This window comes from Streptomyces sp. NPDC007162 (assembly GCF_040634175.1).
Taxonomy (GTDB): domain Bacteria; phylum Actinomycetota; class Actinomycetes; order Streptomycetales; family Streptomycetaceae; genus Streptomyces.
The window spans coordinates 1-7741 of record NZ_JBEYFC010000429.1 but is presented as its reverse complement, the minus strand read 5'-3'; the positions used below and the strand labels follow the sequence as shown (position 1 = coordinate 7741).

General features: G+C 72.5%; 2 protein-coding genes. One reads left to right on the top strand and one right to left on the bottom strand.

Features of this window, described 5'->3' with window-relative positions; genetic code table 11:
- Positions 1 to 292 precede the first annotated feature (292 nt).
- Positions 293 to 505: a hypothetical protein gene (locus ABZ646_RS34965; protein WP_360528120.1), complete on the bottom strand. Its 213-nt coding sequence runs from the start codon at positions 503 to 505 to the stop codon at positions 293 to 295.
- A 2119-nt stretch (positions 506 to 2624) separates the two neighbouring features.
- On the opposite strand from ABZ646_RS34965, the gene ABZ646_RS34960 reads away from it, so the two are divergent.
- Positions 2625 to 7741, top strand: a 5117-nt coding sequence (locus tag ABZ646_RS34960) for a hypothetical protein (RefSeq protein WP_360528117.1), incomplete at its 3' end; no start/stop codon positions are given.

Sequence of the window (7741 nt, the reverse complement as noted above, 5' to 3'; positions counted from 1 at the left end):
GGTGGTTGTGCATGAGCATCATGTTGCCGTCCGGTCTGCAGTGGGTGGCCAAGCTCGCGGGTGGGGACTGGCCGCAGGCGGACGAGGACAAGCTGTGGGCTCTGGGGCAGGCTCACCGTGACTTCGCCTCAGAGGTGCGTGACATTGCTCGTGACCTCGGCCCCGTGATGGACGAGGTGAAGGCGGGGGTTACCGGGCCTACCGCTGAGGCGTTCGAGGCGTATCTGAACAAGTTGGCGGGGAACCTGCCGGCCGTGGCGAAGGCCGCTGATCAGCTCGCCGACATGTGTGATCAGACGGCGTTGCAGGTGCAGTACGCCAAGATCATGACCTTGATGACGCTGGCGTGGATGGCGGCGGAGATCGCGTTTCTGGCGTGGTGGGCGCCGGAGGCGATCCCGGGGATCGTTGCCGCGGGGCGGGCCGCCGTGGGGATGATTCTGCGGCGGTTGCTGGCGGCTGTGGCGGTCAATACGGCCGCGGCCGCGGTGATGGATGCGGTCACTCAGCTGATCCAGTTCGCTGAGGGGCGTCGTCATCACTGGGATCTGAAGAACAGTGAGATCGCGTGGGGTTCGGGGGCGATCAACGGGGCGATCACGGGGGCGTTCTTCGGAATCGGGGGTGCGGTGGCTCCGAAGATCCTGGACTCGTTGCTGGGCAAGATGATCACTGGTGGTGCCGGTGGCGCGGTGAGCATGGAGGCCTCCGACGCGGCGTTCGGGCTGGAGGGGGATCCGGGGCTGGGCTTCCTGGCGGGTGCGCTGGGCGGTGCGATCGGTCATATCCCGGCGTTGCGTGGAGGCAAGGGCCGGGACGGGGCGGGCGAGCAGGCCATCGACAAGGTGCCGGACCTGTCGGATGGGCCGGGGCTTGCGGGTCTCGGTGACGGGGCATCCCGAGGACTGGGCGCTTCGCGGGGCGAGGGAGACACGGGGTCCCCGAACGTTCAGCTGGAGGAGTCGGGGCCCGGCACCAGTGGGGCGTCGGCCGCCTATCAGGAGGGCGGGTTCCCGCTGGAGGGCGGTGGCGGCCTGCCAACGCAGGGGCAGGCCGGGGCCGGTGGATCGTTCCGTCCGGGCAGCGGGCAAGACGCGTCGCCGGAGGAGGGCACGGCAGCCTCCTCCGCGGACGGGTACAGCGGGGCCGTACCCCCGTCTGCCCGGACGGGCGAGGCGAACACGCCGCCGGACACCAGCGCCGACGGTGGATACACGGGCGTTCCGCGAAGCCAGAACGGACTTGCCGGGGCGCAGGACGGCGGTGGGAGCGGCCACGTCCCGGACGGTACGGCGGCCGGGGAAGGGCTCGGGGCCGGAGAGCTGCGGGTGCCGAGTGTGTCCTCGGCATCGGACGGTCCGGGCCCGGGCGCCGGGGTTTCGCCGATCGGTGCGCAAGCCGCGCCTGTGCCCCGGCCCCGTACGGTGGCCGAGCAGGGCGCGGGCGGTGTGCCGTCGCGGGGGAATACCGGGGGCGCGGCCGTGCCAGCCGGGGGGTCACCGGTTGGCGTTGCCCGTGAGTCCGAGTCGCCGGTTCCGAACCGGGACGCGCTCAGCGCTGCTCCCAAGCTGGAGGGCGGACCGGTTGGGACGCGGCTCGAGGGCTCGGAGAGCGGGGGCTCAGGCGAGCAGGCCATGCCGCCGCCACCGCCCGAGGGCGAGGGGCTGCCGGGGTTCGAGACCACTCTCACCAGCGGGCCGTCGGGTCCGTCGGGTGTGTTCCACGAGACCGCCGCCGTGCAGGAGCCGGCCATCGATCCCCGCGCCGGTGGTGTTCAGCAGCACCCGCAGGACACGCCGCCTACGGGACCGGAGCCGCAGGCGTCGGCGCCTTCGGCGGGAGGCGCCGAGCCGCTTGCGCCGGTCCGCATGCCTCCCGAGGGCGGTTCCGTCCCCGTCAGGTCGGAAGGCGGCTCCGCCGGTGGGCTGAACCTGGCCGAGGCGTCGCTGGGCGGAGTCTCCGGTGGTGCGGTGCGGCATGAGGCGCCGTTGGCCGAGGGGAGTGTTTCCGGCGGCGGGCCGTCGTTGCCGGGGACGCTGCGGACCGATGTGGTGGGCGGGCAGCCGCACTCTGCGCCGGAAGCCCCCGGCGCTCCGGGGGGCCAGAGGATTACGGACGCACCGGAGAGCGTGGTGCCGCCGCGCGGGGCATCCGATGGGTCCTCGACCGATGTCCCGGTGGCGGGGTCTTCTGCTGCCAGCGGTGGGCATGGTGGTGATTCCGGGGCCCAGCCGGCGAGCAGCGCCCCGGAGCAGAACCACGCGACGTCGTCGCCCGTGACGGAGGACCGGGCGCACGGCGGACAGCCCGTTCTCGCTGAGGAATCCGCTGCCACCGCTGCCCCGCAGCCCGCGCCGCAGGGCGGGGCACCCGTTCCGTCACGCTCGGCCGAGGGGACGGGCACCGCCGGTACGGGCACGGCGGGCCGGCCGCCGGAGGCCGGCCCGGGGCCCGGGGGGCGGCCGCAGTCCGGGCTCGGGGCCGGGCGGCCCGAAGGGGTTTCCGATCCACAGGGGGCGCATGTTTCCCACCGTTCGCCGACCGGGGACACAGCCTCGGCACCTGACACTCCGTTGTCGACGCCGCAGACGCGGGTTGAGCAGCGGGCCGGCGCGCCGAACCAGGTGGCGCGGCAGACGGAGGCGCCCCAGGCCGTTCGCCGGGAGTCGACCGAGGGGATCGCGGACGCGACCGACGCCAACAGCGGGACGCAGGCGACGCGACACCTGGGCGACTTCCCCCAACGGGGCGACGTGTCCGCTGCGGCGAAGGCCGGCGAGGCGCAGTCCCCGTCCGCCGAAGCAGTGCGCGCGCAGCAGGAGGAGGACAAGGGCACGGAGAGTGCGGTCGTCGGCCAGGTGAGGGACGGCGTCCACACGCCGTCCACCGGGCACGAAACGTCCCCGCACGAGACCGGGACCGGTCGCGCGCATGACAAGGACCACCCCGCGCCCGGGAAGGACGGGACGGGCGACGTGTTCACCCCTGCGGGCCCCGACCCCCTCTTCACCGAGCGGGCCGACCAGTGGAATGCCTACCGCGACGCCCGCGACGCCCGTACGGACGAGTTCCTGCGCTTCCAGCGGGACCTGGGCAGGCCCGACGAGGCCCTGAGCCACGGCTACGCGAACTTCGCGCAGAAGGACCTCTTCGGCGGCCGGTACCTGCCCAAGGACAGCGTCGGCCACGCGCAGGCGGAAGCCGATTTCCACCGCGCCGTCCTCGATGACTTCAAGCAACACTGGCAGGCGAAGGGTTCCGGCCCTCTCGACGCGGCGAAGTGGGCCGCTGCCTACGAGAAGCACAGGGCGAACGCCGACCGCTTCTTCGCCAACGCCTCGTCACGTCACCGCGAACTGGAGAACATAGACAAAGACTTCAGCAAGGCGGTCGACCAGGCGCGCGAGGGCGACGTGTTCGGCGGGCGGTATCTGCGCGAGGCGGAGGGTCTGCCCCGCCGGGAGGACTACGAGACCGACCACCACAGGGAAGCGACCTACGACACCGACAACGGCAAGCCGCGTCCCGGCGAGGCCGGTTACGTACCGACGTCCCTGTCCCACCTGCGCGCCGACACCTTCGCGCAGGTCCGTTCGATCGTCGACAAGGCGCACAGGGAGTTCCCCGACGACCCGGTGGTGCGGCTGGGCTCGATCGACCGGCAGATCTCGGCACTGCGCGAGCACCTGCCGCAGCGGATCGCCCTGCTCGCCGACTCCTCCAGGGAAGTCGAGCACGCCACGCGGCGACTGGACGACCACCTCTTCCCCGACGACCACGAGGACCGGTCCGACGGGCGCGGGGCCCTGGACGAGGACAACCTCGCAAGGCTCCGCGGGGAGTTCCAGGACGACCTCCACACGGCCTACCAACGGGGCCGGAACGCGGCCGACCCGGGCCCGCGGGCGGAGCGGGCCGGGAAGGACTTCGAACACGCCTGGCAGCAGCACCTCGACCGGGTCTTCGAGACCCTGGACAGCCGGATCGGGCACGCCGAGTTCCGGCAGTTCAAGAACGCCGATCTGCATCGGCAGCTGAAGGACGCTTTCGACCAGTACGAGGAGGGCTTTTTCCAACCTGTCGACCAGGAGGCCCGGGACCGCCTGACCAAGGAGCTGACCCACGCCAACGAGAAGGCGGTGGACGAGCACTGGTACGACCACTCCAACAGCCCTGACACCCGATCTCACGTGCAGCCCCGGTGGGACGGCGACGGGAACCGGCCCGCCCGCTCCTACGACGACAACCGAGCCCTGCTCGACGCCCAGATCGAGGCGAGGATCGACCACGAACTCGCCCTGCGGGACAGTCTCGAGCGCGCCGCCAAGGCGTTCCATCCGCTCGGTGGAAAAGCGGGATCGGACGCCCCGAAGGGGGAGAGACTCGCACCGGCCGACGCGGTCGTCAAGGAGACCGCCGACGACTTCGGCAACGAAACCGTCCGCACCTACGACAAGATCTTCGCGCCGCACGAGCACAACATCGACGCGTGGTTGCACCACGAGAAGGACCACGGGGACACGTTCGGGAACACCCTGAACTCCCTTCCGTCGTCCGAGCCCCCGGTGGCCGGGCCGCACTCGTCCGAACCCGGATCCCGGCCGGGATCGGGACCGGAATCGGCACCCGAGAGCGGGACCGAGACCGGACCGGTGCCCGAGGCCCATGCGCAGGGGGGACCCGAGCCCGGACCCCGGCCTGGAGCGGAATCGCGATCGGCGCCCGGGACCGGCCAGGATCACCCCGGCGGTGGGCAGCTCGCACAGGCGACGGTCCAGCGGGCGGCCCCGTCCCGGAACGCGCCCGTCACCAGCCGCTCCGCCGACCGCACCGAGGAGCAGGCCCTCCACGAACCCGTGGAACAGGCCCTGCACGAGCCCGCCTCGCGGGAGCAGCCCACCTCCGCCCCGTCGCAGAACCAGACGGCGGGCCACGCCGAACCGGAGCCCCGTACCACCGAGGCGGGGGCAGCGGGCGCCCACGCCGACGCCGACCAGGTACGGCTCACCTCGCAACAGGAAGAGGCGGTGGCACGGGCGGGGACGTCCGGTACCGCGGAGCAGCGCATCGCGGCATGGCAGGACTACCAGCGGACCTCGGACGCGCTCAAGAGCGCCCAGCAGCGCGCCGACGAAGCCGTGCGGAACCAGGACCGGCCGGAATGGCCGCAGTGGAAGGTGCGGCAGGCCATCGTCCAGGGGGCTTTGTCGTACTTCGACCAACAGCGAGCCACCGGTGTTCTGAACAGTCTGGGCATGCCCCCGGAGCGGGTCCATGAGTACATGGCGTCCGGCGCTTTCGACTCGCTCCGTGAACCCCTTCCCGAGCAGCCGCACATCGCCGGCTTCCCGCTGCCCGAGGACGCCGTGCACGGTGAGGGTCCGCAGAGCGTCGACGCCCTGCTCGGTTCGCCGGTGCCGCAGGATGCCGGGGTGCGGGCAACGAGCGCGCCGCCCGTACCGGACACCCGACGCCCGCAGCAGCAGGAGCGGGACAACCCCGTGGCCGATGCCGCTGCCCTGCCACACCTTGCCCAGGTCAACGAGAGGATCTCGGCGCGTGCCCAGGCCTACGCGGACTTCGAAACCCGGCGCGGCGCCTTCCCCGGTCTGTGGGCGTCGGACCAGGTCGGGCCCGTCCGTGAGTGGTACGCCGACGCCCGGGAGGGGAACCCGGCCGGGGACGGGGAGCCGCAGTCGCACGAGCAACTGGACCAGCAGCTCGGTCAGCGTCTGGGACGGCTGAACGACCAGGCGGCCCTGCGCCAACGCACCCGCGCCCTGTTCGACGAGGAGATCCGCACCTCCTACAATCCCCTCCTGCTGCCGTCGCAGTTCACGAGTTCCACCCGGTTCACCCAGCTCGTGGACGGCTTCCACCACGCGGTGATGGACAGCGCCGATCCGCAGTCCGTCGCCCCGGTCCCGGACATCCAGGCCTCGCCCGACGTCATCGAGCGGTTCCGGCAGGAGTACCGCCAGGCGGCCATCGACGCGTGGAACGAGGAGCGGTCCTTCGCCCAGGCCCTTGGTACCGGGACCGGTACCGGCTCGGAGGGCGCGACGGGCCAGAGTCGGGAACCCACGCACTGGGATCCCCTGACGCGGTCGTGGTACCGGCGGCAACTGGCCGAACTCCAGAAGCAGTACGCCGCCGACCGTGCCGCGGCGACCGCCTCCGCCGACGCGGCGGCCGAGCAGCAGCGGCTTGATGAGCAGGCTCGCCAGACAGCCGAGTGGCTCAAGGGCCGTGCCGAGCAGACCGTCCGAGCCACGCAGCTGTTCGACCGGCACACGCAGACCCAGCGGCCGAACAGCGCGTGGGGCCCGCGGGTGTCGTCCTGGTACGACCGCCAGAAGGCCGCGATCACCCAACCGCTGATGCGTCGGCTCACCGTAGAGGGCCCGGCCGCTCTGCCCGATGTCCAGCGGGAGTTCGACCAGCGTGCGGCCGCCCTCCAGCGGATCGCCCAGTCCAGGGACACTGTCAGTCAGGACTTCGACGCGCTCCTGGCCCAGCAGGGTCTCCGAACCGAGCAACTGCACGACAGGATCACGTCGTCGCCGCTGTGGACGGCTGACTGGGCCGGGCGGCAGATCGACGCGGCGTGGCAGAGCTACCTCCAGGCGCGCGAGGCCGCCACCGCGACGGATGGGGCGTTCGTTCCGGCGCCCTCCCACATTCCGGCGGACGACTGGCGCGCCGAAGCCTGGCGCGGCGAGCAGGAACGGCGGCACACCGAGTACGGGCAGTGGCTGGACCAGGCCGCAGCGGCGGCGGCCGAGGGGGAGCAGCACGCCGCGCAACGGCAGGAGTTCGACGACGCCTTCGACGCGTGGGCCGCCGACGGCGACCACGGGCTGCGGGGGTCCGAGCTCGACCAGGTCCGGGAGCGGGTCTGGGAGCACCGGGGACACGGGCACATGACCGACCCCGGCGACGAGGGCGCCCCCCAACAGGAGCCGCGGGACGCCTTCGACGAGGAGGCCGTGCGGCAGACCGCGCTGGCCCGGGGCCGCGCCGAGTTCGAGCGGAGCCTGCGGGCCTGGCTCCAGCGGCTGACCGATCCCGCAACGACTCTCCCGTACGAGATGACGCCGGAGATCACAGCCGCGGTCGGCGACCATGTGCGGGCGTCCTTCGAGGAGCAGTTGGACCGCGCCGTCAACGACGTCTTCCCGCTCGGCTCAGGTGCAAGCGGCGACCTGGCCGCCCAGGTGCGCCAGGCGGAGCGACGGCTGGGCGAGATGATCGCCACGCTGCCGGACCGGTTCGAACTGCGCGCCGGATACGAGTCGGAGCAGGCGCGGCTGGCGGCGGAGTTCGACAGGCTCGCCGACTCCTTCCACCAGCACCTCGACGAGGACAGCCGGGCGCTGCTGGCAGCCCTGGACCCCGAGGCCGCCGACGGCCACCAGACCGGCGATGCCCACCAGGCGGTCGGGCCGGCCAAGGGCGCGGCCGGTACCCAGGTCTCCGCCCCTGGCCGGGCCGCCGTGCTGGGCCGGGCCCGCGCGGCGCTGCACGCGGCCTTCACCGACGTTTTCGGACCCGTGGACACCGCCGAGCACCTGCCGGACGACGTGGCCGGATCACTGAGCCGGTGGCGCTCGCGGTTCGAGCAGGTGGTCGCGGACCTGCCGGCGCAGCTCGCCGCTCAGGCGGCCCGTGAGAGCGCGATACGGGGCGCGCTGAACGCCACTGAGGCAGCCGTGGACTCCTGGGCGGCCGAGCCGGCCGC